The 26779-nt window shown below is 40.6% G+C and carries 19 protein-coding genes; 8 read left to right on the plus strand and 11 right to left on the minus strand.

Annotated features, from left to right (window positions below):
• Positions 1-92 precede the first annotated feature (92 nt).
• Positions 93-749: a nitroreductase family protein gene (locus tag MTF66_RS26640; protein WP_138621263.1), complete on the plus strand. Its 657-nt coding sequence runs from the start codon at positions 93-95 to the stop codon at positions 747-749.
• A gap of 45 nt (positions 750-794) precedes the next feature.
• On the opposite strand, the gene MTF66_RS26645 is transcribed toward MTF66_RS26640, so the two are convergent.
• From MTF66_RS26645 to dapB, 5 genes are all read right to left on the minus strand, one after another.
• Positions 795-1853: a S66 peptidase family protein gene (locus MTF66_RS26645; RefSeq protein WP_055012949.1), complete on the minus strand. Its 1059-nt coding sequence runs from the start codon at positions 1851-1853 to the stop codon at positions 795-797.
• A gap of 169 nt (positions 1854-2022) precedes the next feature.
• Positions 2023-2499: a transcription elongation factor GreA gene (gene greA / locus MTF66_RS26650; protein WP_010388635.1), complete on the minus strand. Its 477-nt coding sequence runs from the start codon at positions 2497-2499 to the stop codon at positions 2023-2025.
• Positions 2500-2549: 50 nt separating this feature from the next.
• Complete coding sequence (carB, locus tag MTF66_RS26655) at positions 2550-5768, minus strand: carbamoyl-phosphate synthase large subunit (protein WP_076922474.1); 3219 nt, start codon at positions 5766-5768, stop codon at positions 2550-2552.
• A 16-nt stretch (positions 5769-5784) separates the two neighbouring features.
• A complete protein-coding gene (gene carA / locus MTF66_RS26660) occupies positions 5785-6921 on the minus strand; it encodes a glutamine-hydrolyzing carbamoyl-phosphate synthase small subunit (protein WP_008113125.1) in 1137 nt (378 codons plus the stop codon).
• 362 nt (positions 6922-7283) lie between these two features.
• Positions 7284-8081 (minus strand): 4-hydroxy-tetrahydrodipicolinate reductase, encoded by a 798-nt coding sequence (gene dapB, locus MTF66_RS26665; protein ID WP_109874504.1) that lies wholly within the window; start codon positions 8079-8081, stop codon positions 7284-7286.
• Between the two features lie 307 nt (positions 8082-8388).
• Here dapB and MTF66_RS26670 point away from each other — a divergent pair, with 307 nt between their 5' ends.
• Together MTF66_RS26670 and MTF66_RS26675 are read left to right on the plus strand one after the other, a co-directional pair.
• Complete coding sequence (locus tag MTF66_RS26670; protein ID WP_198523808.1) at positions 8389-9702, plus strand: Na+/H+ antiporter NhaC family protein; 1314 nt, start codon at positions 8389-8391, stop codon at positions 9700-9702.
• A gap of 118 nt (positions 9703-9820) precedes the next feature.
• Entirely contained in the window at positions 9821-10609 is a 789-nt protein-coding gene (locus MTF66_RS26675) for a hypothetical protein (RefSeq protein ID WP_055012946.1), read from the plus strand.
• A gap of 78 nt (positions 10610-10687) precedes the next feature.
• On the opposite strand, the gene MTF66_RS26680 is transcribed toward MTF66_RS26675, so the two are convergent.
• Both MTF66_RS26680 and MTF66_RS26685 read right to left on the minus strand, forming a co-directional pair.
• Positions 10688-12592: a hypothetical protein gene (locus MTF66_RS26680; RefSeq protein ID WP_138621268.1), complete on the minus strand. Its 1905-nt coding sequence runs from the start codon at positions 12590-12592 to the stop codon at positions 10688-10690.
• Between the two features lie 103 nt (positions 12593-12695).
• Positions 12696-13493 (minus strand): M48 family metallopeptidase, encoded by a 798-nt coding sequence (locus MTF66_RS26685; RefSeq protein WP_138621270.1) that lies wholly within the window; start codon positions 13491-13493, stop codon positions 12696-12698.
• A 170-nt stretch (positions 13494-13663) separates the two neighbouring features.
• Here MTF66_RS26685 and MTF66_RS26690 point away from each other — a divergent pair, with 170 nt between their 5' ends.
• A complete protein-coding gene (locus MTF66_RS26690) occupies positions 13664-14863 on the plus strand; it encodes a Bcr/CflA family efflux MFS transporter (RefSeq protein ID WP_138621272.1) in 1200 nt (399 codons plus the stop codon).
• A gap of 27 nt (positions 14864-14890) precedes the next feature.
• On the opposite strand, the gene grpE is transcribed toward MTF66_RS26690, so the two are convergent.
• Both grpE and MTF66_RS26700 read right to left on the minus strand, forming a co-directional pair.
• Complete coding sequence (grpE, locus tag MTF66_RS26695; protein WP_008113139.1) at positions 14891-15502, minus strand: nucleotide exchange factor GrpE; 612 nt, start codon at positions 15500-15502, stop codon at positions 14891-14893.
• 58 nt (positions 15503-15560) lie between these two features.
• A complete protein-coding gene (locus MTF66_RS26700; protein WP_054201107.1) occupies positions 15561-16526 on the minus strand; it encodes an HrcA family transcriptional regulator in 966 nt (321 codons plus the stop codon).
• Positions 16527-16692: 166 nt separating this feature from the next.
• Between MTF66_RS26700 and nadK the strand changes: the two genes are divergently transcribed.
• From nadK to MTF66_RS26720, 4 genes are all read left to right on the plus strand, one after another.
• Positions 16693-17577 (plus strand): NAD(+) kinase, encoded by an 885-nt coding sequence (gene nadK, locus MTF66_RS26705; protein ID WP_008464501.1) that lies wholly within the window; start codon positions 16693-16695, stop codon positions 17575-17577.
• Between the two features lie 75 nt (positions 17578-17652).
• The gene (locus MTF66_RS26710) at positions 17653-18210 is read left to right on the plus strand and encodes a hypothetical protein (protein WP_138621274.1); all 558 of its coding nucleotides are present in this window, start codon (positions 17653-17655) and stop codon (positions 18208-18210) included.
• 75 nt (positions 18211-18285) lie between these two features.
• Entirely contained in the window at positions 18286-19959 is a 1674-nt protein-coding gene (gene recN / locus MTF66_RS26715) for a DNA repair protein RecN (protein ID WP_138621276.1), read from the plus strand.
• Between the two features lie 47 nt (positions 19960-20006).
• Positions 20007-20324, plus strand: coding sequence for a hypothetical protein (locus MTF66_RS26720; RefSeq protein WP_138571373.1), 318 nt, complete (start codon positions 20007-20009; stop codon positions 20322-20324).
• Between the two features lie 123 nt (positions 20325-20447).
• Here MTF66_RS26720 and MTF66_RS26725 read toward each other — a convergent pair whose 3' ends face one another.
• Together MTF66_RS26725 and gltB are read right to left on the minus strand one after the other, a co-directional pair.
• Positions 20448-21863: an FAD-dependent oxidoreductase gene (locus MTF66_RS26725; protein ID WP_013465171.1), complete on the minus strand. Its 1416-nt coding sequence runs from the start codon at positions 21861-21863 to the stop codon at positions 20448-20450.
• A 9-nt stretch (positions 21864-21872) separates the two neighbouring features.
• Positions 21873-26330, minus strand: a complete 4458-nt coding sequence (gene gltB / locus MTF66_RS26730) for a glutamate synthase large subunit (RefSeq protein WP_138621278.1) — start codon at positions 26328-26330, stop codon at positions 21873-21875.
• Positions 26331-26779 lie beyond the last annotated feature (449 nt).

A 26779-nucleotide genomic window follows, 5' to 3' on the forward strand; every position in this document is an offset into this window, starting at 1 on the left:
ATGCTGTTTATTTTAAATAAAGCAAATTGTATTATGCTGTTCATACACTCAATGAACACTATTTATCAGCCCTTTTTTATTATGGAGAGACTATGACTCACCCTATTATTCGCGATCTTGAAAGCCGCCACACCGCTAAACGTTATGATGCTACAAAGCGCATTTCTCAAGACGATTTAGTGGTATTGTATAGTGCTATGCGTCTTTCTCCTTCGTCAATTAATTCACAGCCTTGGAAATTTATTGTGATTGAATCTGATGCCGCAAAAGAGCGTATGCACAGTACCTTTGCTAATAAGTTTCAATTTAATCAGCCACACATTAAAGCGGCATCACACATTATTTTATTCGCTCATAATCCGCAATATACCCGTGAAAACTATGGCCAAGTAATTGATGCTGATGTAAAAAATGGCCGAACTCAAACAGAAAACCGCGAGCAAGCTTTTGGCGCCTTTGCGTTTGTGGATTTAAATACCGATGAGCAGGGTAATAATGCCGCCTGGACTAAAGCACAAACCTACATTGCTTTAGGCAATACTATGCATGCAGCAGCACGCTTAGGAATTGATACCACCCCGATGGAAGGCGTTGATGCACAACTGATTGGTGAGGAGTTCGCAAGCGAATTAGACGGCTACATCTGTGATGTCGCACTTGCGCTGGGCTACCATGACGCTGAAGAAGACTACAATGCTAAGCTGCCAAAATCACGTTTAAGCAAAGAACAAATTATTCAGGTTTTATAAGTCATAACTGCTCACTTTAAATAGTAAGTGAGCAGTTTATTATTACTAGGCTAGTTTTGTGACCACAGATGCACTGAGCACTTTGCCTTGTTCAACATCTGCGGTAACAGTGCATAATGCACCATTAACTAAGTTTAAATTAGGAGGAATGTGGCCAATATCGGCATCTATGATCACCGGAAATAAACACCCACCAAAAGCGGCATTTAAGCCTTGGCGATAATCAAACCCTGGATCTTGCCCTTGTAAGGTCACATGACGACCAATAATCACCCCGTTTATATCATCAAACATGCCCGCTAATTTAAGTGACAATAAAAACCTTGCAACGGTCGCTGGCGTGAGCTCTGCGCTTTCTAAATAAAGCACAATACCTTGCGAGGCATTATGCTTTTTAAACTCATGCAGTGCTAAAAAAGGCGAATCAAGCAACAGCCCAACCGTATCAAGACACCCACCAAACAACCGCCCTGACATTTCAATACTGCGCTTATCGGTGTAATTTAAACATTGCCATTGTGTGGGAACGCTGTGATCAAATAATGCATTCGGGTTTTGTGCGTAATCAGGCTTGCTATGTTGATGGTTAGTCGAGGGGGCTTGCTCAAACTCACTGCTAGCCTCATAGCTTAGGCTTTCAAAAATTTGTAAACAATACGGGTCTTTTTCATCAGGGTGTAATTGAATTAAATTAGCACTATGCAGTGTTGCCCAATTACATTTTGCTGTCAGTGCACAAGCAATCGTACTGACATCTGAATAGCCCACTAACCATTTAGGTTTAGCGTTTTTAATTGCGCTAAAATCAAGTAACGGCAATATTTCCATTGCCAGCTCTCCGCCCATTGGCGGCATGATCGCATCTATTTCATCATCTAATAAAAAGTCCATTAATTGCTTGGCATGCTGCTTAGCTGTAAGTTGAGTTCGCGGCTCGTTTTGACGTAAAAACTCCCCCTCAACAATCTGATAACCTCGATGTTTTAAGCCATTAATGACAATATCTAACCGTGGATGGTATTTTGATTTGATCCCCGCTGATAAAGAACACACGGCGATTTTAGATCCCACTGTTAAAGGTGCCGGATACAGTATATTTGCCATATTATTTCCTTATTGAAGAATAGGTTACTACCATAACAACATAGCCTACATTTACAAACAATGAATAATATTCAACCGATTCTAAACCAAATATAAAAATCAAGCATAAAAAAACCAGTGCTTATTACTAAGCACTGGTTTTTATAAAACGTTAAAGTGAGTTAACTAATTAAATATACTCAACCTCAATGATTTCGTACTCTACATCACCTTTTGGCGTTTTGATAATCACAGCGTCATCCGCTTGTTTACCAATTAAGCCGCGAGCAATTGGTGAATTAACAGAAATTAAATTACTTTTAATATCTGCTTCATCATCGCCAACAATCTGATATTTAACTTCAGCGTCGGTTTCAACATTAACGATGGTTACTGTAGTACCAAAAATCACTTTACCTGTATTAGGCATCTTTGTTACGTCAATCATCTGCATGTTTGAAAGTTTTGCTTCAATTTCTTGAATACGGCCTTCACAAAAACCCTGTTGCTCACGCGCAGCGTGATACTCAGCATTTTCTTTTAAGTCACCGTGTTCACGTGCATCAGCAATATCAGATACAATTTTTGGACGGGTAACAGTTTTTAATTCGTTAAGCTCATCGCGCAATAATTTTGCGCCACGAACTGTCATTGGAATTGATTGCATACTTTTCTCACTTAATCCCAAGGCCATGGTTATGGCCTTGGCACATTTCCTTAGTTCAATCGCAGGTGTAGTTCTTGAACAGACGTCACTTTACTGCGGTCATCTGCTTGGTTAGCAGTACAGTTAGCAAATGCCGCATTCAATGTCGTAGTATAATTGGTTTTGTGCTGCAATGCACCACGACGTAACACCTTCGAATCTTCAATCGCTTGGCGACCTTCGGTGGTATTAACGATATAGCTATACTCGCCATTTTTGATTCTATCAAGAATGTGCGGACGACCTTCGTATACTTTATTTACACGGCGAACCGTAATTCCAGCATCTTCAAGTGCAGCAGCTGTCCCACCTGTTGCGTCTAGCTCAAAACCAAGGTCTGTCATAGTTTTTGCTAGTTCTACAATACGTGGCTTATCGCTATTACGTACAGATAGTAACGCGCGACCACCACGTGGTAAAGTGTTGCTTGCACCTAATTGTGCTTTTGCAAACGCTTCGGCGAAAGTATCACCAACACCCATTACTTCACCCGTTGAGCGCATTTCAGGTCCACGGATAGGATCCACACCTTGGAACTTAGCAAATGGCAATACCACTTCTTTTACGCTGTAGTAAGGTGGAATCACTTCTTTAGTAATGCCTTGGCTTGCTAAAGATTGACCCGCCATACAACGCGCCGCTACTTTTGCAAGTGCTACACCCGTTGCTTTAGATACAAATGGAACTGTACGTGCTGCACGTGGGTTTACTTCGATTAGATACACTTTGCCATCTTTAACCGCAAACTGCGTATTCATCAAACCAACTACGCCAAGTTCAAGTGCCATATCAGTTACTTGCTTACGCATCACATCTTGCACTTCTTGCGTTAGCGAGTGAGCTGGTAATGAACATGCTGAGTCACCAGAGTGAACGCCTGCTTGTTCAATATGCTCCATGATGCCGCCAATAATCACTTGCTCGCCGTCGCAAATTGCGTCAACGTCAACTTCTATCGCGTTATCTAAGAAACGGTCTAGTAATACTGGTGCTTCATTTGATGCAGATACGGCTTCGGTCATGTAACGACGTAAGTCTTGCTCATCGTATACAATTTCCATCGCACGACCACCTAATACGTACGAAGGACGTACTACCAGTGGGAAACCAATTTCAACTGATTTAAGTAGTGCTTCTTCAGTAGAGGTAACCGTCGCATTTTCTGGCTGCAGTAAGTCTAAACGCTCAACAAGTTGTTGGAAACGCTCACGGTCTTCTGCACGGTCAATTGCATCAGGTGAAGTACCAATTACAGGCACGCCGTTAGCTTCAAGCTCGCGCGCTAGTTTAAGTGGTGTTTGACCACCGTACTGCACGATAACGCCTTTTGGCTTTTCAACACGTACAATTTCAAGCACGTCTTCTAGGGTAATTGGTTCGAAGTATAAACGGTCTGACGTATCGTAATCGGTAGATACCGTTTCAGGGTTACAGTTAACCATAATAGTTTCGTAACCGTCTTCACGAAGCGCAAGCGCAGCATGAACACAACAGTAGTCAAATTCAATACCTTGGCCGATACGGTTAGGACCGCCACCAATCACCATGATTTTATCACGGTCAGATGCATTCGCTTCACATTCTTCATCGTAAGATGAGTACATGTAAGCTGTATCTGAGCTAAATTCGGCAGCGCACGTATCAACGCGTTTGTACACAGGTACAATATTGAGTTGATGACGCTTTTTACGGATTTCAGCTTCTGACACACCGGCAATTTCTGCAATACGCGGATCTGCAAAGCCTTTGCGTTTAAGTTTACGCAAGAAGTCTGCATTTAAGCCGGCCATACCGACTTCTGAAATTTTAGCTTCATCTTTTAGGATGTCTTCAATTTGTACTAAGTACCAAGGGTCAATCTTAGTCAGTTCGAACACATCTTCAACGCTCATTCCATGGCGCATCGCATCGGCAATGTACCAAATACGCTCTGCACCAGGCTCACGTAATTCACGAATGATTTTTTCTTTTGCTTTCGGGTCGTCAAGCGCCACAATTGGGTTAAAGCCCGTTGCGCCTACTTCTAAACCACGTAATGCTTTTTGCAATGACTCTTGTTGGTTACGACCAATCGCCATTACTTCGCCCACTGATTTCATTTGCGTTGTTAAACGGTCGTTTGCACCGGCAAATTTTTCAAAGTTAAAGCGAGGAATTTTTGTTACAACGTAATCGATTGAAGGCTCAAACGATGCTGGTGTTTTACCGCCAGTAATATCATTCTGTAACTCGTCTAACGTGTAACCTACAGCAAGCTTAGCTGCGATTTTAGCAATCGGGAAGCCTGTTGCTTTAGATGCAAGCGCTGATGAACGTGATACACGCGGGTTCATCTCGATGATAACCATACGGCCATCAACTGGATTTACACCAAATTGTACGTTTGAACCGCCGGTTTCAACACCAATTTCACGCAATACGGCCATAGAGGCATTACGCATAATTTGGTATTCTTTGTCGGTTAATGTTTGTGCTGGTGCAACCGTGATTGAGTCACCTGTGTGCACACCCATTGGGTCAAAGTTTTCAATAGAACAAACGATGATGCAGTTGTCTTTTTTGTCACGAACAACTTCCATTTCGTATTCTTTCCAACCAATTAACGATTCATCAATTAATAACTCGCTGGTTGGAGAAAGGTCTAAACCGCGCTCACAAATTTCTTCAAACTCTTCCATGTTGTAAGCCACACCGCCACCGGTGCCGCCCATTGTGAAAGAAGGGCGAATAATACACGGTAAGCCGATTCGGCTCATAGTATCGCGAGCTTCATCCATTGAATGGGCAATTTCAGCACGTGGACATTCAAGGCCGATGTTACGCATAGCAACATCAAAACGCTCACGGTTTTCTGCTTTATCGATTGCATCGGCTGTTGCGCCAATAAGCTCAACACCATGCTTTGCCAATACACCGTGCTTATCTAAATCAAGCGCACAGTTTAATGCCGTTTGACCACCCATTGTAGGCAGTACAGCATCTGGCTTTTCTTTTTCAATAATTTTTTCTACCACTTCCCAGTGAATTGGTTCGATGTATGTTGCATCGGCCATTTCTGGATCAGTCATGATAGTGGCTGGGTTTGAGTTAACTAATATAACTCTATAGCCTTCTTCTCTTAGTGCTTTACACGCTTGAGCACCAGAGTAGTCAAATTCACAAGCTTGACCAATTACAATTGGGCCTGCGCCTAAGATAAGAATGCTTTTTATATCGGTACGTTTTGGCATTATTACTCCGGTTAAATTAGTGGTTACGCGCTTGCATCAAGTCGATGAAGTGGTCAAATAATGGGGCTGCATCGTGCGGACCAGGACTTGCTTCAGGATGACCTTGGAAGCTAAACGCTGGTTTATCTGTACGGTGAATACCTTGTAATGTACCGTCAAATAACGATTTGTGCGTAGCACGTAAGTTATCTGGTAATGTGGCTTCATCTGCAGCAAAACCGTGGTTTTGTGCAGTGATCATTACAACATCGCGGTCAAGATCTTTAACTGGGTGGTTACCACCATGGTGGCCAAACTTCATTTTTACTGTTTTAGCACCTGAGGCAAGTGCTAGTAGTTGATGCCCTAAACAAATACCAAAAATTGGCGTGTCGGTTTCTAAAAAGGTTTTAATTGCATCAATGGCATAAGTACATGGCTCAGGATCGCCAGGGCCGTTTGATAAGAAAATACCATCTGGGTTTAAGGCTAGTACGTCAGCGGCAGAGGTTTGTGCTGGGACAACGGTCAGTTTACAACCACGATCAACAAGCATACGTAAAATGTTACGTTTAACACCGAAGTCGTAGGCAACAACATGAAACTTTTCATCATCAGCGTGTAAGGTTTTAAACCCCTCGCCTAATGTCCAGCTTGATTCGCGCCACTCAAAATTTTCCTTGGTTGAGACAACTTTTGCTAAATCCATACCTTTTAAGCCTGGGAAGGCTTGCGCGGCTTCGAGCGCTTTTTTCTCGTCTAGTTCGTCACCAGCAACAATACAGCCATTTTGTGCGCCTTTGTCACGCAAAATACGGGTTAGTTTTCTGGTGTCGATGTCCGCAATACCTAAAATATTACGTTCTTTTAAGTAATCATCTAACGATTGCTCGTTACGAAAATTACTTGCTAGCAGTGGCAAATCACGGATCACTAGGCCTTTCGCCCAAATGTGACTCGCTTCTTCGTCTTCGCTGTTGGTACCCGTATTACCGATATGTGGGTACGTCAAAGTTACGATTTGTTCCGCGTACGATGGATCAGTCAAAATTTCTTGATAACCAGTCATAGACGTATTGAATACTACTTCACCGACTGACATGCCGTCAGCGCCGATTGCAGTACCGCGAAACACTGTGCCGTCTTCTAGGACTAACAGAGCGGATTTAGTCAAGTTAAACCTCCTAACAGTAAAAAACGGGAGTAAGCAAATTGCTTAACACCCCGCCAATACCCAAATAATTGGTCAAAACCTGATTCCTGTGAGCTTAAATTGTTTTACGCAGTCTTAAATGATGCCGATGTAAACCACTAAACCTTCATTCATTTTTCTTGCCTAAAACTCTTTTTATTCCCACACAAACCCCGGTTTTGCTAACCATATGAGTATAATTGGAAACACGCATTTAGTAATTTTTGGCAAATTGGCTGTATTCTACATGAAGTTGGCTTTTAGGTCTAACGCTAATTAGTAAATTGCAATAAATAAGTGGTTATACCAAAAAACCACCTCAAAGCGTTAAAAAAGGAACTTAACTACTTTAAATCTAGCACATCTTGCATATCATAAAGTCCTGCAGGTTTATTTTTCAACCACTGCGCAGCTCTTATAGCACCTAGCGCGAAGGTCATTCGCGAACTTGCTTTATGGGTTAATTCAAGTCTTTCGCCCATTGTAGCGAAGTAGGCCGTGTGTTCACCTACTATATCGCCGCCTCTTAGCACCGAATAGCCAATTTCATTTTGTGATTTGGCCTGCTCTATGTTGTTACGATCATAAACAGCAACCTCATCATGATCCCACCCTTTAGCCTGTGCAATCGACTCGCCAATAGCTAATGCTGTACCCGATGGCGCATCGATTTTATGACGATGATGCGCTTCAAAAATTTCAATATCTAAATCATCGCCTAATTTTGTCGCTGCTGTTTGCACTAAGTTAAGCAGTAAATTTACGCCCACGCTATAATTACGCGCAAATACGATCGGGATATGTTTAGCGGCATCTGTTAATAGAGCCATATCATCATGAGTTAAGCCAGTGGTGCCAATTACCATAGGTGTTTTTTTCTCAACAGCTGTTTTTAAGTGATTTCTCATGCCTTGCGGAAGAGTAAAGTCTATTAGCACATCTACATTTTCAACCTGTTGCTCACTGCTAAAGTGAATGTCTTTAGCTGCTGCACTATTAAGTTGATTAACCGATAGACCCACTAACTCAGACTCACTGCGTACATAGGCCGCCGCTAATTGTGAATTTTTATTGATTGTTGCTGCTTCTAAAAGTGCCAGCCCCATACGGCCATTCGCACCAAACACACCTACTCGATTCATCTTTTACAACCTATGTATTTTTTAGTTAGCTAGATTTTATCTAAAACTCATGTAATAGTCAGGAAAGCTTATAAAAAAGCTTCGATTATTTTAATAATAATAATAACAGATAGTCTTTGCATTTAGCCATCTATACATTTAAACTTCTTTTTTTGCGCCGATTTGGTCTTTGGCTTGCGGGCGCTGTTGAGTTACTTATCTGGTTAGATAGTAAAACAAACAACTAAATTCAGCTAAAAGAGGGATGCTTTGGCTGTTAAGTATATCAATCGGTTTCGATTGCTATGAATAATTAATGAGGATTATGATGCAGCCATCATTTGATAAAAATAAAGCAAGATTTTCTTTGCTACCCCTACTCACCTTTGTTGCTATTTTTTTAGGCTCAGGCTTATATTTGCAATCTCAAGGGGTTGATTATGCATTTTATCAACTCCCAGCACCGGTCGCTATTTTACCTGCGATTGTTTTAGCCTTTATCTTAAACAAAGCCAGTATTAATCAGAGTGTAGAAACCTTTATTAAAGGCGTGGGTAATAACAATATTATTACCATGTGCCTTATCTATTTATTAGCAGGTGCTTTTTCTGCGGTTGCAGGGGCAACCGGTGGCGTTGACGCGGTTGTTAATGCTGGTCTCTCTCTTATTCCCCCTTCATTACTTCTGCCTGGTTTGTTTTTAATTGCAGCGGTTATCTCTACTGCGATGGGCACGTCAATGGGAACTATCGGTGCTATTGGCCCAATTGCTTATGCAGTATCAATGAAAACAGGGATTGATCCCGCATTAATGGCCGGTACCATTGTATCTGGCGCCATGTTTGGTGATAACCTATCAATAATTTCCGACACTACGATTGCAGCTACCCGCACGCAAGGCTGTGAAATGAAAGATAAGTTTAAAGAAAATCTTAAAATTGCTGTTCCGGCCGCTATCCTTACTATTGCATTACTATTGTTTTTAACGCCTGCAGCACAAGTAGTTGATACCAAAGACTACGATATTTTATTAGTACTTCCTTATGCCTTTATTTTAGTACTGGCAGTAATGGGCTTTAATGTATTTGTAGTACTGTTAAGCGGTATTGTTTTCGCCGCATTGATGGGCTTTACTGGAAGCTATGAAGGCGCCAGCTTTGTAAAAGATATTTACCAAGGTTTTAGCGACATGCAGGAAATATTTTTGCTCTCTATGTTTATTGGTGGCCTCTCTGAGTTTATTCGTATTAATGGCGGCCTCGACTACATCGCGCAAAAAATTCAAGCAATCACTAAGGTCATTGCAAAATGGCATCGCAAGGTAGCGGATCAGTTAGGGATAGCTGCATTAGTGCTAACCAGCAATATGTGTATTGCTAACAACACAGTGTCTATTATTGTGACTGGCCCTATTGCTAAAAAGCTAGCTGACGATGGCGAAATTAGTGGTAAACGTTCTGCCAGTTTATTAGATATTTTTGCCTGTGTTACCCAAGGGTCTTTACCTTACGGCGCACAAGCACTTCTGCTTGGTGCTACATTTAAAATTAGCCCGTGGGAAGTATCAACCTCATCTTACTACTGCTTTATTTTAGCTTTTACCGCTATTGCGGTTATTTGTTTACGTCGTAATAAAGCTTAAATCTTCTTTAAACAGTGTATTAGCCACATGCTAGTACGCTGTTTATCACAATAAATAATTAACAAATTAACCGTCTTTGCTATAATGTGGTATTCAGCGTGTCACATAAAATATGGTTATGAAAATTAAAAACTTACTTCCTCTCGTTGCACTTAGTGCGTGTGCCTTAAGTTCAACAGCTACTGCTGCTAATTGGAGCAGTACTGCGCTTCATATTAACAACGGTAATCATAAAAACCCGTTCACTGAACAAAAATCAAGCACCACGGTTTATTCATTGCAACATGCTTCAGGCCATGACTATGGGGATAACTTTTTCTTTATTGATTACAGCACTGATGGCAATGACGATAACTACCAAGATCAAGACTTTTACTTTGAAGGTTATTCTACGCTTAGCTTATCGGCCGTTATGGACGAAAAAGTAGCGTCAGGTGCGCTCGTTGATGTTGGCCTAACCATGGGTATTAATGCCGCAGGCGATGCTAAAGTTGTTAAATACTTACCGGGTGTAAAATTAAGCTGGGATGTACCTGGTTTTAATTTCTTCTCAACCCTTGTGACTGCCTACATTGATGATAGTGAAGGTGTTGCGAAAGGCGGTGCGCCAATTGAAACCAACAGCTGGATGTTTGACGTTGCTTTTGAATATCCATTTATGATTGGCTCACAAAAATTTAGTGTTAAGGGTCATGCGGAATATATTGCTGAGCGTGAAGATGAGTTTGGTAATGACGTACGCGCTTGGTTTTTAGCTCAACCTATTATTGTATGGGATATGGGGCATGCGCTAGAAATGAAAGAAAACACCTTACTGTTAGGTATGGAGTGGCAGTACTGGCATAACAAACTTGGTACAGATGTTACAGAGTCAGTTCCACAAGTACACATAGAGTGGACTTTTTAATAACAAAGTAAATTAAAAAGTGCGAACCATTTCGCACTTTTTTAAGTTCAAAAATATATGTTTTATCTAATTGTTAACCTATCGGCAATTAACTGAGAAGTAGTCGTCCCCGCTCTTTACTTCTAACTCAGGAAAATGTGTTATCAGACGGTTATAGCCTTCTTTAGATCGGATTTTGAGAGCAAATGAAGCTCGAAGATGTTGCGATTCAATGTGAGCTCCATTGCGAGTAAAAAAGTTTATAAATGCTTTATTTTTCTTATTTTCATAGGTCATTGGATCACCGGAATGAATAGAAAGTTCTGAATAATTTTGGATAAAGAAATAAAGAGGATCCAATTCATTTTTATTATCATAAGCAACGCCACCCAGCCTAGTGTTTAATATAGCGAAGGGTTCAAAAACGCCTTCAGCTGCAAAACTATTCAATAAAATCTGCGCATCCTTTAACTGCTCGAAATTTAATGAATTAAGCCACAAAGTTAATCCTTTTAATCCTGCGAATCCTCCTAACAATTCCGAATGACTACTTAACGGTTTCAAACCAACATTACTTAATCTAGCTATAATTTCTTGCTCATTTAAGCTAGTTGCTTGGAGGTAATCTCGAGCAATAATAACTGCTAATATAGATTTTGTTTCAGGTAACAAAGCAGGTAAATCTAAGGTTTCTAAATCGAGTTCTTGCAATGAGGTGTTTTGATTACCAATTGCTTGATTAATTATCTTACTCGCTGCAGTAAATTGACTTTTTATTAACGGTAGGTTTTGTAAAGCTTGTTTATTTTTGCAGTGCTTAAACTCAGGTGAAGATTTGATCTTTGCAATAAAAGGCTGATCTTTAAATGTTTCAATTTCATTGGGTGTTAATTCACGGCTTGTAAGCCAATCCGTCGTTGATTGACACTTTTTGAGGTCCAGTTGTTGTTCGTCAGTTAATACGGATTCTTTTATATTCAGTTGCAATATAGGGTTCGGTTTCTCTATATCATCGATTAAAACGATTTTAATAACGATCCCTTCGTTATTTAATTTCTCAACCCCCTTATTGACCTTTTCGTTACTAAACCAAGGGTGTGTGATTTTTTGATAAAAAACCTGCTTCTCTAATAACCCTAAAAGAGTTAAGAACAATTTATGCTCTGTTGGATTAGTAATTTCATAATCTTCACCACCTATAATAGTGAGAAAATTCAATGCTAATTTATTATCGAAGCTTACATCTGATAACTTTAAATCAGGGTAACGCTGCAAAAGCATAATAGCGGATTGTAGCTGCTGTTTAGTCAACAACAGATTTAAAATTGAATTTAAAGGAGAAAGTTGATTATTGTTAAGTACATCATATGGAATTTCTGAAAAAGTCCGTTCAATTTCGTTAAAAATTTCAACGGCAGAGGTATTTGTTGAGCTGACCTTTTTGTAAATCGTATCTGTGGGCAAGTTTTTCCAAAGTATATCCAAAAGGTCAGTGTAATCAACAACAGTTGTTATATTTAAGTCCGGTGCGTTAACGTAATCGTATTGAGCGATTAATCTTTCACTATTCGGTATTGATTGTAAAATCGGAAGCAACTTTTCAACTGACTTTGCTAATGCCGCTTTATCGTACCAAGTTTTAGCCACTGACCAGTAACTCGAAAACCATATTGCCTCGGCGACCTGCTTTGCTGTATACCCGTTTTTAAATGCTTGTGAAGCTTTTAGCTCAATATCACGTTCATTATTATCTCGTAACTGATACTGCTTATAATTTAGCTCTTTGCATTGCTCCTCATTCGGGGTATCAGTAGGAAATGGCTGTTTAACATAAATATTTTTGGCGTTTGTGTTATTCCCGAAATTAACTTTTGGCTTTTTAATATCAACATTGGCTTCTGTTGGTGTAAGCAGGGTTGAATTATGACGCTTACTGGATAATATACTGAAAACTGTAACTAAGCTGATCAAAACAACGCTAATGATTACAACTATTTTTTTCATCCTTGAATTTTCCTATTTAGCCTATTACAAACTACATGTTCTCATTTTCAAGTTAGTTTGATTAAGCTCGCAAACTAATGTTAAACGAGCTTATAAGGTTTTGTTAAAACTTACACTGCGGATTTTTACCTTGTGCTTTAGCTGCTTTTTGCTCACTAAGCGCTTTACCCATTTGCGATTGTAAATTTGCAATACGGCTCGTTGGTGCTGGGTGAGTTGATAAAAACTCTGGCGTTGCCCCACTGCCCGCTTGACTCATATTTTGCCAAAGCGTAACAGACTCTTTAGGGTTGAAACCTGCTTGCGCCATTAAATCTAAACCAATAACGTCAGCTTCTGTCTCATGTGAACGACTAAACGGTAAAACCACACCATATTGAGCGCCAAGACCAAGCCCTTGCATAATTTCATTGCGATATTGCACGTTACCCATTTCAAGCGCCGCACTGCCGACTTTCATTCCGGTTTGTAAAATAGAGCTTTGTGAAACACGTTCATTTGAGTGCTCTGCAATCACATGACCGACTTCATGACCTAAAACAGTTGCAAGCTGATCTTGATTTGTAGCAATTTTTAATAATCCAGTGTGCACGCCAATATAACCACCTGGCAATGCAAAAGCGTTTGCAGATTCATCTTCAAAGACCACCACTTCCCAATTTTGAGATGCATAATCTGTAGGAAGCACGGCTACTACTTTGTCAGCAATACAATTGACGTAACTGTTAACTTTTGGGTCTTTATTTACCGGCTGCGTTTTTTTCATTTGGGCAAAACTCGCAGTGCCCATTTGACTCATTTGTTGATCTGAGTAAAGCGCAATCTGTGTGCGTCCAGTTGGTGATGTTTTACAACCTACTAATACTGCACTGGCAAGTACTGCCAAAACCAATTTCTTCATTATAATGCCCTAAAAAAGTTTGTTACTGAGTATAGAATACCAAACGCAGTGTTAGTTTAAAATCTTTGCTTTTTGCGATTAAACAATTAAGTTAGCAGGCAAACTAAGTTTATCCAACGCCATTGCCCTGCTATACTGCCCAACCTATATTCGTTGTTTTGAGTTTTTAAATGAGCGCTTCGGCTTCTTCTTTTAATACCCGTATTTTATTGCCTTTATTAGCCAGTATTGTAGCAATCACGCCTTTAGCCATCGATATGTACTTACCGGCTATGCTGGTAATTGCCAACGATCTCAATACTAGCATGCCAAATGTTCAAATCTCGTTGAGTATCTATTTAGCAGGTTATGCATTGGGCATGTTATTTTTTGGCCCCATAGCCGATCAAATTGGCAGGCGTAAACTGGCACGAATAGGGCTCAGTTTATTTGGCTTGAGTTCACTCGCTTTAGCATTTACCACTGAAGTGCATACTTTTTGGCTGTTAAGAGCAGTACAGGCATTTACAGGGGCGGCAGCTACGGTTGTCGTTCCAGGGATTATTAGACACATATATCAAAAAAATACTGCTAAGGGTATGTCGTACGTGTCTATGATTATGATGATAGCGCCTTTACTTGCCCCCTCTATCGGCTCAGTTATTTTAGGCTTTTCGCTTTGGTCGACTATTTTTATTGTTTTAGCGGCTTATAGCTTTGTAATTTTACTTTTTGTGCAGCGTTATTTAATCGATATCCCGATATTTAAAAATGATCGAAAAGGGTTATCGCTATTCTTTTCGAGTTACAAAGTGGTATTAAGCAACCCGCACGCCCGCGCTGATATTTTAAGCTCGATGTTTGTGTCGTTTGGCTTTTTTTGCTTTTTAACCTCGGTTCCATATATTTACCTCGACTTATTTAAAGTATCGGAACAATTGTTTGGTCTGCTATTCGCTTTTAATGTAATGGCGCTGATGTTTGGTAACCTTTTAAATACTCGCGTAGTGCCACGTATTGGCTCACGAAAAATGCTTTATTACGGGCTAATGTGTGGTTTTATCTCTGGCACAGCATTACTCAGCTTTAGTGTGTTGCATTTATCGCTTTACTTTATTGTTGCGGCTATTGCCCCGTTAATGATGAGCTTAGGCATAATAGCAAGTAATGCAGATTCATTAATTTTGATGAAGTTTGAACAAAATACCGGAACTGCTACGGCGGTTATCGGCACCTTGCGTTTTGGTAGTGGCGCATTAGTAGGCCCTATATTAGCGGTAATGCATGCACAAAGTGCGGTTCCATTTTCTAGTTTAATGTTTAGTGCGGTGGTACTGACAATACTGGTGCAGTTAATACATTATTTTAAAGACAAAAAAAATGCCTCATAATGAGGCATTTTTAAATTGTATACTTAATTAAGCGTCAGCGGCTTTAGATACCATAACCATTGCAGGGCGTAATAAACGACCGTTTAATGTGTAGCCTTTTTGCATTACTGCTAAAACAGTATTTGGTGTTACATCGTTGCTTGGTTGGATTGACATTGCTTGATGAAAGTCTGGGTTAAACTGCTCACCTTGAGGGTTTACAATTTCAACACCAAATTTAGCTACCGCGTCGTTAAAGCTTTTCACTGTCATATCAATGCCTTCAAGTAAAGGCTTAAGCGTTTCATTTTCTTTATCAGAAAACTCAATAGCACGCTCTAAGTTATCTATAACAGGGAGTAATTCATTAGCAAACTTTTCTAGTGCAAATTTGTGTGCTTTTTCTACATCTTGTGCAGCGCGACGACGCATATTGTCCACATCTGCAGCAGCGCGAACTACGCTATCTTTTTGATCTGCAATAGTTTGCTTTGCAGTTTCAAGCTCGGCATATAACATAGCAATTTCTGCTTCAGGGCTTTGCTCTTGCTCAGCATGTTGTTCTGCTGCTTCAACTGCCGCCTCAACGTCAGCTTCCATTTGCGTCACTTCTTCGTTCAGTTCTACTTCTTGCTCTGGGTTTTGTGTCTGCTCAGACATAAAATATACGCTCCAATTCTTTACAACTGCGGTAATTATGGGGATTGAATAAAAAGATTCAAGAGCTCAATGGCTCTAATAATTTAAATTCTTGGATTATTTTCTCTAATTGCGCTGATTTTGGACAAATAACACAAAAGCGACTCTGATATTCTTGATTTTGAAAATACGGCACACTAATCACAATGAGTTCATCGCAGCTACTGAACGGTAAGTTTTCAGTATTGAGAATAGAGACCCCATTTTTAAAAGCGAGTTTATCTTCAACAAAATTTAAAAATGATACACCAATATTAAGGCTTTGCTCACAATCTATTTTTTTATAAAGGTAGTTTTCGCCAACAACGATACTGTTATCTGAGCCTAATTTTTGGCTTAGCTCACGGGTCCATTGAGTTAAAGAGTCATGACAATTACGCGGAGCCGTATTGGCCATTGCCTGCATTCGGTAGAGGCCTTCAATTAAAGATTGTTGACTAAAAACCGTATTGAGCCAAGTAGCAAATTCATAGCGTTGGCTATCGCTAGGGTCATTAGGCTTATTAATACAAATATTGTGGCTCTGCCCTGCTCTATCTAAGAGTAAAATAAGCCAGTTGTTTGCATCAAAGTCGAGCACTTCTACCCTAAATACCTGCTGTGTTCTAACCTGCGGTAGCCCCACACAACAGCATACTTGGTAACGTTGACTCAAGCCATGCGCTAGCTCAACCAATTGTGCCTGCTCAGGTTGCCAATAATTAGCAATATCATTGAGCGTAAAAAACTCATCAAACCAATAGTCAAACCCATCATTGGTTGGCACTCGGCCAGCCGATGTATGTGGTGAATACAACAAGCCTATTTTTTCGAGGCGCGCCATCGCGTTACGCACAGTGGCAGAGCATACCGCCATACCTTTTTGCTTTGCAATTTTTGTTGACGGCACAGGTAAGCCATCGCCATTACAGTACATACTCATAACAGCGGCAAATATTTGCTGATCTCGTGGGTTTAGTTTCATGTTATCTACATCTTTATGCATAGCTGTTATATCGGGGCTAAGTATTATTATTTCAAGTATAAAAATACAATAAATCTAAATTTTACAGTGAATTAATTAAATCCGCTGTTTATTACTAAGATCTGTGTTTTCAAACACTTCTGTTTTAGGTTACTCTACAAATATTAGAACTCTCAGTGTATTTATTATGGACTCTCCCTTTAACACTATCGGCTTGATTGGTAAGCCAAATCACCCTAATGCTGCCGCTACTTTACAACGATTACATACGTTTTTATTAGCTTTAGGCTTTGAGGTGATTGTTGAAAAACGTACAGGGAGTCAACTTAGTGATGTACCGAGCGACAAACTCGTAAAGCTCGTTGATTTAGGAGAGCGTGCCGACTTGGCGATTGTGGTTGGAGGCGATGGCAACATGCTGGGTGCTGCACGGGTGCTTGCTCGCTTTGATATAGCCGTAATTGGTGTAAATAGAGGTAATTTAGGCTTTTTAACTGATTTGAATCCAGAAGGGTTTGAGGGTAGTTTAGAACAGGTACTCAGCGGCGATTACATTGAAGAAAAACGTTTTTTATTAGAAGTTGAAGTGTATCGTCATAACGAACTTAAAAGCGCTAATTCTGCAGTAAACGAAGCAGTGCTTCATGCTGATAAAGTAGCACATATGATTGAGTTTGAAGCCTTTATAAACGATGACTTTGTATTTTCTCAACGCTCCGATGGTTTGATTGTGTCGACTCCAACAGGCTCAACGGCATATTCTTTATCGGGCGGTGGGCCTATTTTAACACCAGAGCTTAATGCAATGTCACTGGTTCCGATGTTTCCACATACTTTATCAAGTCGCCCTTTAGTGGTGGATGCTGATAATGAAGTGCGTTTAAAGCTTAGTTTAGAAAATACTGATAGCTTACAAGTAAGCTGTGACAGCCATGTTGTACTCGCCGTATTACCGGGTGATGAGGTAGTTATACGTAAAGCTGACAAAAAATTACGCTTAATCCACCCAAAAAATTATTCTTATTATAATGTGCTACGTAAAAAGCTAAATTGGGGTAGCCGGTTATACTAATTTTATTGCCAAACATGCAACTTTAGCGCAAAATATCGGGCTAGAATTTTTAAATATCATCAGGAAAAAGTAGTAATGACTTATGTAGTGTTTCTTGCTTTATTATTATTAATTACTTTACTTGGCAGTTACTTGCTAATTGAGAGTAATCGAAAAAAAACCATTGAAGCAAAGAAAAAACTGTTTAACGAGCGCGTAGCAAGTACTCAATCACGTTTAAAAATAAAACTAAACGAGTTACTAGATGCAAATGTCATCAGTGCTAAACACCTTCCTCGAATTCAAGCAGTTGTAAGTAACTTTTTCGTGGTACAGCCTCACACCGATGAAAATTTAGTTAAGTTGGAATCGTTATGTGACCAACTTATTAACATACTTAACGAAGAGCTTATAAAAACCTATAAAAGTAATAATAGCCAAGCATTTGCCGACAGCACTCAATATTTTATAGCAGAGTTGCCAGCTCAAGGTATTTTATACAATAAAAATTTTTACCAAGAAGTCCTTCCTACGTTAATCTTAAAGTTGAAAACTGAAGACAACATACAACCAGTTGATAATATTGATCTTAACGATGAAACCCTCCCTATTGATGAAGAAAAAAAAACACTAATTGAGCCCAGCCTTGTTTAAAATATAGAAATTTAATTTGCAATAAACCAAAACACTGTATAAATTAACAGTTAATTCACTGGATGGATGAACAGTATGTTAATTGGTTTAGAAATTAAAAATTTTGCAATTGTAAGTAATTTAAGCACTGAATGGCATTCGGGCATGACCGCTATTACCGGTGAAACGGGGGCGGGTAAATCAATCGCTATTGATGCGTTATCATTGTGCCTTGGAGAACGAGCAGAGGCATCAGCTGTGCGCCCAGGCACTGATAAAGCCGAGGTAAGTGCGCAATTTGATTTAAGCAATTTGCCACACGCTCATGCATTTCTAGAAGAGAACATGCTTAATAATGACGATAACGAATGTCTACTTCGTCGAGTTGTTTGCAAGAATGGCCGCAGCAAAAGCTACATTAATGGTAGCCCTGTCACCGCTGCACAGCTAAAAGAGCTAGGCCAATATTTAATTTCTATACACGGTCAACATGCACACCAGCATCTATTAAAAGCAGAGCATCAATTACAGCTACTGGATGCTTACGCCGGGCACCAAAATCTAGTTAATGCTGTAAGCCAGCGTTATAAACGTTATGCTGATTTACAAAAAGAATTTAAACAACTAGAACACCAACAACAACAACAAGCTGCGCAAAAACAATTATTAGAATATCAAGTGGCTGAGCTTGATGAATTTGCGTTGCAAGCTGGTGAGTTTGAACAAATAGAAGCAGAGCATTATAAGCTCAGTAACAGCCAAACTATTTTGCAATCTTGTCAGCGCGAGCTACAACATTTATACGAAAGTGATGAGCAAAATGCGTGCTCTCTTTTACAACACAGCGCACAACAATTTAATGAACTTGCACATTATGATGAAACCCTGGCCAATGTAGCAGCATTACTGACAGAAGCAGCGGTTCAAGTTGAAGAAGCAAGCAGAGAAATACGCAATTATACTGAACAAGCTGACTTAGATCCTACTCGCTTAACGGAAGTAGAAAACAGACTCAGCGGCGCTATGGATTTAGCAAGAAAACACCATATAAAGCCACAAGAGCTCGTTGAGTTTCATCAAAATGTAACACAAGAACTAGACTCTATAAGCAGTAATAGTTCGCGCCTCGAACAGCTTGAAAGTGAAATTGCAGCAGCCCTTGAAGATTATCAAACGGCTAGTGAGGAATTAAGTGCTAGTCGTCATCAATACGCCAACACGCTAAATGGCTTGATCAGCGAAAGTATGGCTAACTTATCTATGGAAAATGGCGTATTTGAAATAGCTCTTACAGCACATACCGATCGCTCTCCTAATAGTTTAGGTTTTGATAATGTATCGTTTTTAGTATCAACAAACCCAGGGCAACCATTACAACCTCTAGCAAAAATAGCCTCTGGTGGTGAATTATCACGCATTAGTTTGGCTATTCAAGTTATTATTGCCCAAAAAGTAACGACTCCAACACTTATATTTGATGAAGTAGATGTCGGTATTTCTGGCCCTACAGCTGCTGCCGTTGGTAAACTGCTGCGCCAATTAGGTAAATCGACACAAGTAATTTGTGTAACCCATTTACCGCAAGTGGCCAGTAGCGCTCATCAGCAATTTTTTGTTGCCAAAGAAATTGCAGACGGTGAAACGTTTACTCATATGCTGGCATTAAATAAAGATGGCAGGGTTAATGAAATTGCGCGTTTGCTGGGTGGTGACAACATTAGCAAAACAGCTAAAGCAAATGCGAAAGAGCTTATAAAAGCGCACGGATAAAATTATACATTTATAGTGCGTTACCTTGATACGGTGAGGATACCTTGATGCAAACAACGGTCATTTATTTTGGCTTAGCAATTAACTGGCTACTATTGATAGTTAGTGTACTTTTAGCAATGTTTAGCAAGTTTAAACACACACAATTTAAACAAGGATTATATCGTTTTTTAAATGTGGCATTAATTGTACATATTGTTATTGCTGTTATGTTAGTTTTTAGCAGCACAGCTATTAGTGGCTTAATAACACTTAGTTTGTTGGTTATTGGCCTACAGCTTGTTTGTAACGTTATCTGCTATAAAAGTGTGAAACGTCGACAAGCCAGAGTGAAACCGAGCCTTGATCACTTCTCGATGGATTAACTAACATAGCGTTTAAAAATGCCTGCAACCTGTGTATTGTGGGCATTTTTATTTGTAAAACTGAGGGAATAAAAAAGCAAACCCGAAGGTTTGCTTTTGACTCCATTCTAACAAAAGAATTATTTAAACTTTTAAATAATCCATAATGCCTTCTGCAGCATTACGCCCCTCAAATATAGCAGTAACCACTAAGTCTGAGCCACGAACAATATCGCCTCCAGCAAATATTTTAGGATTAGTGGTTTGATGTGTAAATTCACCTTGCTCAGGTGCATTAATACCGCCCCAGTGGTTAATTTCTACATCGTACTGTTCCAACCAGTCCATTTTATGAGGCTTAAAGCCAAATGCCATAATCACTTGTGTAGCTTCAATAATGTGCTCTGATCCGGGGACTTCTTCAGCACGACGACGGCCATTTTCATCTGCCTCACCAAGCTGAGTTTTTACCATTTTAACGCCTGCAACTGCGCCTTTATCATCAAGGACAATACCTTTAGGCTGAACGTTATAAGTAAAAATTACGCCCTCTTCTTTGGCATTCTTTACTTCGCGTTTTGAACCAGGCATGTTCTCTTCATCACGACGATAAGCACACGTTACTTTTAACGCGTTATGGCGAATGGAGGTACGCACACAGTCCATTGCTGTATCACCACCACCTAGTACCACTACTTTTTGGTTTGCCATATCAATGCAAGCTTGTTTAGACTCATCGTAACCCATAACACGATTAGTGTTACCAATTAAGAATGGCAGGGCATCATGCACCCCCGGTGCATCTTCGTTCTCAAGCCCTGCACGCATACTTTGATAAGTCCCCACTCCCAAAAATACAGCGTCATACTCATTAAGAATTTCATCCATGCTAATGTCTTTACCTACTTCGACATTAAGTTTAAATTCAACACCCATTTCGGTAAATATTTCGCGACGTTTTTGCATGACTTCTTTTTCTAATTTAAAAGAAGGAATACCAAAGGTTAACAGCCCACCAATTTCAGGGTGACGGTCAAATACCACAGGCTTTACGCCATTACGTACTAGAATATCAGCACAGCCTAACCCTGCTGGCCCAGCACCAATAATAGCCACTTTTTTATCAGTCCATGTCACATAAGACATGTCTGGCTTCCAGCCCATTTTGAACGCGGTATCGGTGATGTATTTTTCAATATTACCGATTGTTACCGCTCCAAATTCTTCATCTAATGTACATGAGCCTTCGCATAAGCGGTCTTGTGGGCATACTCTTCCACACACCTCTGGCAAACTGTTAGTACGGTGCGAAAGCTCAGCGGCCTCTAAAATGCGCCCTGTACGGATCAGTTTTAACCATTGTGGAATATAGTTATGTACTGGACATTTCCACTCACAATAAGGGTTACCGCAATCAAGGCAGCGATCTGCCTGTGAATTAACTTGGTTTTCTGAAAAGGGTTCATAAATTTCTACGAACGATTTTTTACGCGACGAGATTGGTTTCTTGCGTGGGTCTACACGCTGCACGTCTATAAATTGATATACATTTTCGCTCATACTGCCCCCTTATTGCGCTTGAACACGTAGTTCGGCGCTACTGCGAGCGCGATGCCCGAGTAAACTTTTTACGTCACTTGATTTAGGTTTTACTAATTTGAACATCGGTAAATAAAGTTCAAAGTTAGCTAAAATAGTTTCTGCTCTGCATGAGCCTGTTAGCTCTAAATGGTCAGCAATTAAGCCGCGTAAATGCTCTTGATGTGAACTCAAATCATCTAAAGTAACCACTTCAACCAACTCTGGGTTAATGCGTTTCTCAAAATCACCTCGTTCATCTAAAATATAAGCAAAACCACCGGTCATACCTGCACCAAAGTTAACTCCTACATTACCAAGTACACATACCACGCCACCGGTCATATATTCACAACCATTATCACCAACACCTTCAACAACAGCTTGCACACCCGAATTACGCACAGCAAAACGCTCACCAGCACATCCGGCTGCAAACAATTTACCGCCAGTGGCACCATATAAACAGGTATTACCTACGATGGTTGCTTTGTGACTTTCAAATGACGACCCCAGTGGTGGGCGAACGACTAGCTTACCGCCCGCCATCCCTTTACCAACGTAATCGTTAGCATCACCAACTAGAGTCATTTCAAGGCCGCCAGCATTCCATACCCCGAATGACTGGCCCGCTGTACCATGAAGTTCAATCACCACTGGATCTGCTGCCATACCTTGATTACCGTGCTTATCAGCAATATAACCAGAAAGCATTGCGCCAACCGATCTATCGGTATTACATATACGACTCACTAATGAAATGCCGCTTGAATTATCAATTGCCTCTTTTGCCTTGCCTAGCAAGCTCTCATTTAATTCACCTAAATAGTGCGAGCTATTTGGTGCACTGCAAAACAGTGTTTCACCCGTTGGGTTGTTCGGCTGAGCGATAACCGCTGATAAATCTATTTTTTGCTGTTTGGCTGTTTTGCCTTCAATGGCTTCGAGTAAATCTAAGCGACCAATCAAATCGGTTAGGTTTGCAACACCTAAACTTGCCATAATTTCACGCGCTTCTTGAGCTATAAACTTAAAGTAGTTCATCGCCATTTCTGGTAAGCCGTGATAATGCTTTTGGCGCAGTGTATCGTCTTGGGTTGCCACACCAGTAGCACAGTTATTTAAGTGACAAATTCGTAAGTATTTACAGCCTAACGCCACCATGGGTCCGGTACCAAAGCCAAAACTTTCAGCGCCTAAAATGGCTGCTTTGATGATATCAAGCCCGGTTTTTAACCCCCCATCTGTTTGCAGGCGAATACGATGACGAAGGCCATTTTCGACAAGTGCTTGTTGCGTTTCTGCAAGGCCAAGCTCCCATGGGCTGCCAGCATATTTAACCGAGGTTAAGGGACTTGCACCTGTGCCACCATCGTAGCCTGAGATAGTAATTAGATCGGCATACGCTTTTGCAACACCGGTTGCAATTGTTCCTACGCCCGGTTCAGATACCAGTTTTACTGAAATCAGTGCATTCGGGTTTACTTGCTTTAAATCAAAAATAAGCTGGGCTAAATCTTCAATAGAGTAAATATCATGATGCGGTGGCGGTGAAATTAGTGTCACGCCTGGTACCGAGTAACGAAGCTTGGCAATATAGGGCGTTACTTTTTCACCTGGTAACTGCCCGCCTTCGCCCGGCTTAGCGCCTTGAGCCACTTTTATTTGAATGACATCCGCACTGCGTAAATAATGAGGTGTTACACCAAATCGACCTGAGGCCACTTGTTTAATCCGTGAATTTTTTTCTGTACCGTAACGAAGTTTATCTTCGCCACCTTCGCCAGAATTTGAGCAACCACCTAAACGGTTCATAGCAATGGCTAGTGCTTCATGCGCCTCTGGTGATAATGCACCAATACTCATCGCTGCAGAATCAAAACGTTTATAAAGCTCAGCGGCAGGCTCTACCTCATCAATGCTTATACCCTTTTCTGGCAGTTTTAAAGCCAACATATCGCGCAAAGTCGCGACTGGACGGTGATTAACTAGCTTTGCGTATTCGCTGTAATCACTGTACTGACCGCTTCGTACTGCTTTTTGTAACGTTTGAATCACATCAGGGTTGTAAGCATGATACTCGCCGCCGTGAACGTATTTGAATAAACCGCCATGGCTTAATAATTTACGTTTACTAAGCGCCAGTTTATGCAAGCTTTGCTGATCGTCATCGAAGTCGCTAAAACACGCCCCTTTTATGCGACTTGCAACGCCCTTAAAACACATCTCAACAATCGCGTCAGATAGACCAACCGCTTCAAACAACATCGAACAACGATATGAAGCCACGGTGCTAATACCCATTTTCGACATGATTTTGTACAAGCCTTTATTGATTGCTTGACGATAAGCCAGTGTCACTTCGCAGTATGACTTATTAATTACCTTGCTATCGCTCATGGCCACAAGTGACTCATACGCTAAATACGGGTAGATTGCGGTTGCACCAAAGCCAAGTAGAACCGCAAATTGATGCGCGTCACGAACGCTGCCGGTTTCAATAATGATGTTAGACTCACAGCGTAAGTTATTATCTACCAAGCGTTTTTGTACCGCACCCACCGCCATAGCAGCAGGAATAGGTAATTGATTGTCATCAAAGTTACGATCCGTTAATACCAGCATAATGCAGCCTGATGCTGCTTTTTCTTGCGCTTCATCACAAACACGCTTAACGGCGTTTTCAAGTCCTTCTTCTACGGTGTAAGTAATGTCAATTTTACAGTAACTGTAGTGTGCTTCATCGGCATTGAGTAGCTGCTGCATGTCAGCATACATTAAAATAGGTGTATCAAATTGCAGGCGTTTAGCATGCCCTGTCGTTTCATTAAATACGTTTTGTTCACTGCCAATACACGTTGCCAACGACATTACATGGTTTTCACGTAACGGATCAATTGGCGGATTAGTCACTTGGGCAAACTTCTGGCGGAAATAATCGTAAAGTGAACGATGCCCTTCGCTTAGGACGGCAAACGGCGTATCGTCACCCATTGAACCGGTAGCTTCTTGACCATTTTCACCCATAACACGAATAACACTGTCTAGCTCTTCATTAGTATAGCCAAACATCTTTTGGTATTTGGCTAGAGTTGCATCATCGAATGAGCGATTACCTGCATCTTGCTCAGTCAGTGCTTCAAAAGGTGTTAAGCGCTTAACGTTTTCTTCTAACCACGATTTATAAGGGTGGCGTGATTTTAAATCTTGGTCAATTTCATCTGAATGCCAAATTTTTCCGAGTTTGGTATCAATAACGAGTAGCTCGCCTGGGCCAACACGTCCTTTTTCTACCACCTCATCAGCGGTGTAATCCCAAATCCCCACCTCAGAAGCTAAAGTAATAAAGCCATCTTGAGTAATAATATAACGCGCAGGGCGCAGACCATTACGGTCTAGGTTACAGGCTGCAAAGCGCCCATCAGACATAACGATGCCTGCAGGGCCATCCCACGGTTCCATATGCATAGAGTTAAAATCATAGAACGCACGTAAGTCGTCATCCATAGCTCGATTTTTTTGCCATGCTGGCGGCACTAGCATGCGCATCGCACGGAATAAATCCATACCACCAGCTAAAAATAGCTCCAACATATTATCGAGGCTAGATGAGTCAGACCCTGTCTCATTAACAAAAGGCGCTGCGCTTTGTAAATCAGGAATAAGTGGCGAAGCAAATTTATAAGAACGGGCACGTGCCCATTGGCGGTTACCTTCAATAGTATTAATTTCACCATTGTGCGCTAAATAACGAAATGGTTGCGCTAAAGGCCAGCGAGGCTGTGTGTTTGTAGAGAAGCGTTGATGAAAAACACAAATAGCACTAGTCATGCGAATATCCGCAAGATCAAGATAAAAATTAGGCAAGTCAGCAGGCATCATTAAGCCTTTATATATTGTGACTAGCCCAGATAAGCTCGCAATATAAAATGATTCATCGTCCATTAGACGCTTTTCTGCACGACGACGTGCAACATACAAGCGGCGTTCTAAATCTTTAGAACGCCAACCTTCTGGCGCACTAATAAAAATTTGTTCAAAACCTGGCAATTGTTTTAGAGCAATAGGTCCTAACATTGATGGATCAGTTGGAACCACACGCCAGCCCAAAATATTTAGCGTTTCTTTTTCTAGTTCTTCGCTTAAAACATCTTTGGCTGCTTGTGCTAGTACCGGATCAGCATTGAGGAAGATCATCCCAACGGCGTAATTTTTACCTAAATGCCAATTATTCTCGGCAGCAATAGCCCGAAAGAAGCTGTCTGGTTTTTGTAATAACAAGCCACAACCATCACCCGTTTTACCATCAGCAGAAATACCACCGCGGTGCTGCATGCGATCTAAACCGGTGATCGCCGTACGAATGAGTCGGTGACTCGCTTGGTTATTAACTTGGGCTATTAAGCCAAAGCCACAATTATCTTTTTCTAGTTTTGAGTCATATAACATGGACCCCTCCCCTTGCTGCGCTGTTAACGTGGATGAACGGCTCGACGATTTGCTAACAGACGAACAAAATTAGCGTTATTCCACCCTTGAGTCAATATTTTTATGAATACATATTCATTATATTGAATATATTTCAACTTAATTAAAAATCATAAAATAATGCCACCCATTAACATTTGCATAGATATCGGATCGAAAAATAGATTGAAACCGGTGTTATTTTTAAAAACTTGTAAACAAAAAGCATATGCGACTAGCAGTTTACGTAAACGTAAGGCGAGCCAAAAATGAATAACTATTCATTAGGGGCTATTTCCTCTTTTGTGCTGTATTAGTAATTCATCTGAACACGACATTTAATTACAGCGGCTTCTATTAGCGCATAGTTTATTCAATAGATTTAAACGCTCCCCTCATGTTATGCATTAATTAACAACTTGCTTTGCTTT

It is taken from the genome of Pseudoalteromonas sp. 2CM39R (genome assembly GCF_023161845.1).

Bases quoted from the DNA above. Each gene is read 5' to 3' on its own strand.
- MTF66_RS26670 (WP_198523808.1), top strand. From the start codon at position 8,389: ATGCAGCCATCATTTGATAAAAATAAAGCAAGATTTTCTTTGCTACCC.
- MTF66_RS26710 (WP_138621274.1), top strand. From the start codon at position 17,653: ATGACTTATGTAGTGTTTCTTGCTTTATTATTATTAATTACTTTACTT.
- MTF66_RS26645 (WP_055012949.1), bottom strand. From the start codon at position 1,853: ATGGCAAATATACTGTATCCGGCACCTTTAACAGTGGGATCTAAAATC.
- MTF66_RS26720 (WP_138571373.1), top strand. From the start codon at position 20,007: ATGCAAACAACGGTCATTTATTTTGGCTTAGCAATTAACTGGCTACTA.
- carB (WP_076922474.1), bottom strand. From the start codon at position 5,768: ATGCCAAAACGTACCGATATAAAAAGCATTCTTATCTTAGGCGCAGGC.
- recN (WP_138621276.1), top strand. From the start codon at position 18,286: ATGTTAATTGGTTTAGAAATTAAAAATTTTGCAATTGTAAGTAATTTA.
- MTF66_RS26700 (WP_054201107.1), bottom strand. From the start codon at position 16,526: ATGCATAAAGATGTAGATAACATGAAACTAAACCCACGAGATCAGCAA.
- MTF66_RS26685 (WP_138621270.1), bottom strand. From the start codon at position 13,493: ATGAAGAAATTGGTTTTGGCAGTACTTGCCAGTGCAGTATTAGTAGGT.
- dapB (WP_109874504.1), bottom strand. From the start codon at position 8,081: ATGAATCGAGTAGGTGTGTTTGGTGCGAATGGCCGTATGGGGCTGGCA.
- nadK (WP_008464501.1), top strand. From the start codon at position 16,693: ATGGACTCTCCCTTTAACACTATCGGCTTGATTGGTAAGCCAAATCAC.
- MTF66_RS26680 (WP_138621268.1), bottom strand. From the start codon at position 12,592: ATGAAAAAAATAGTTGTAATCATTAGCGTTGTTTTGATCAGCTTAGTT.
- gltB (WP_138621278.1), bottom strand. From the start codon at position 26,330: ATGTTATATGACTCAAAACTAGAAAAAGATAATTGTGGCTTTGGCTTA.
- grpE (WP_008113139.1), bottom strand. From the start codon at position 15,502: ATGTCTGAGCAGACACAAAACCCAGAGCAAGAAGTAGAACTGAACGAA.
- MTF66_RS26675 (WP_055012946.1), top strand. From the start codon at position 9,821: ATGAAAATTAAAAACTTACTTCCTCTCGTTGCACTTAGTGCGTGTGCC.
- MTF66_RS26725 (WP_013465171.1), bottom strand. From the start codon at position 21,863: ATGAGCGAAAATGTATATCAATTTATAGACGTGCAGCGTGTAGACCCA.
- MTF66_RS26690 (WP_138621272.1), top strand. From the start codon at position 13,664: ATGAGCGCTTCGGCTTCTTCTTTTAATACCCGTATTTTATTGCCTTTA.
- MTF66_RS26640 (WP_138621263.1), top strand. From the start codon at position 93: ATGACTCACCCTATTATTCGCGATCTTGAAAGCCGCCACACCGCTAAA.
- greA (WP_010388635.1), bottom strand. From the start codon at position 2,499: ATGCAATCAATTCCAATGACAGTTCGTGGCGCAAAATTATTGCGCGAT.